Genomic DNA, 654 nt, shown 5'->3' on the forward strand with positions numbered 1-654 from the left:
AACTTCGGCCTGCTCCTGCGATGGCTCGCAGAGCTCTTGCGTGCCATCATCCGAGCCTTCCTCGAGACCAACCCGGCGCCAAATATCGCCTGAGCCCGGCGGCGCGCCGGTTCTTCACGAACGACTCCGGTACATCTGGCTGGCGAGCTTGTTGTCCAATCTCGGCATCCTGATCCGGGGAGTCGGTGCGGGTGGGCCATGACGGAGATGACGTCGTCGGCTGACAAGGTCGCGCTTGTGCAGACGGCCTTGACGTTGCCGGTGATGCTAATCTCTTTGCCGGCCGGCGCCATTGCCGATATGTATGATCGCCGCGTCGTAGCGCTGGTCTCGCTTTCGCTTACGCTTTGCGGCGTGGTCGGGCTCACCGCGCTTCAATGGCTGGGTCTGACCACGCCGGAACTGTTGTTGCTCTTTTGTTTTGGAGTTGGCAGCGGCATGGCATTGATGAACCCGGCTTGGGCACTCCTCTGTCTCTGAGCAGGTGCCAACCGAGGCACTGCCTGCAGCGGTTACGCTCACTGGTATTATACCAATCCGCGGAGGTGCTGACTCACGGCGGGCATTCCCAAATCAGAGGATCGATGATTCAACATGGCAACTGGAGGGAGTTGCCATGGGCCAACCGATTGCGGTTCGAACGGATTTTGCAGC

General features: G+C 60.2%; 1 pseudogene. It reads left to right on the forward strand.

From position 1 onward, the window contains the following. Positions 1-82: 82 nt before the first annotated feature. Positions 83-529: pseudogene (locus FNJ47_RS46410) on the forward strand (MFS transporter); the annotation flags it as partial. Positions 530-654 lie beyond the last annotated feature (125 nt).

This window comes from Bradyrhizobium uaiense (assembly GCF_010811875.1).
GTDB lineage: Bacteria > Pseudomonadota > Alphaproteobacteria > Rhizobiales > Xanthobacteraceae > Bradyrhizobium > Bradyrhizobium uaiense.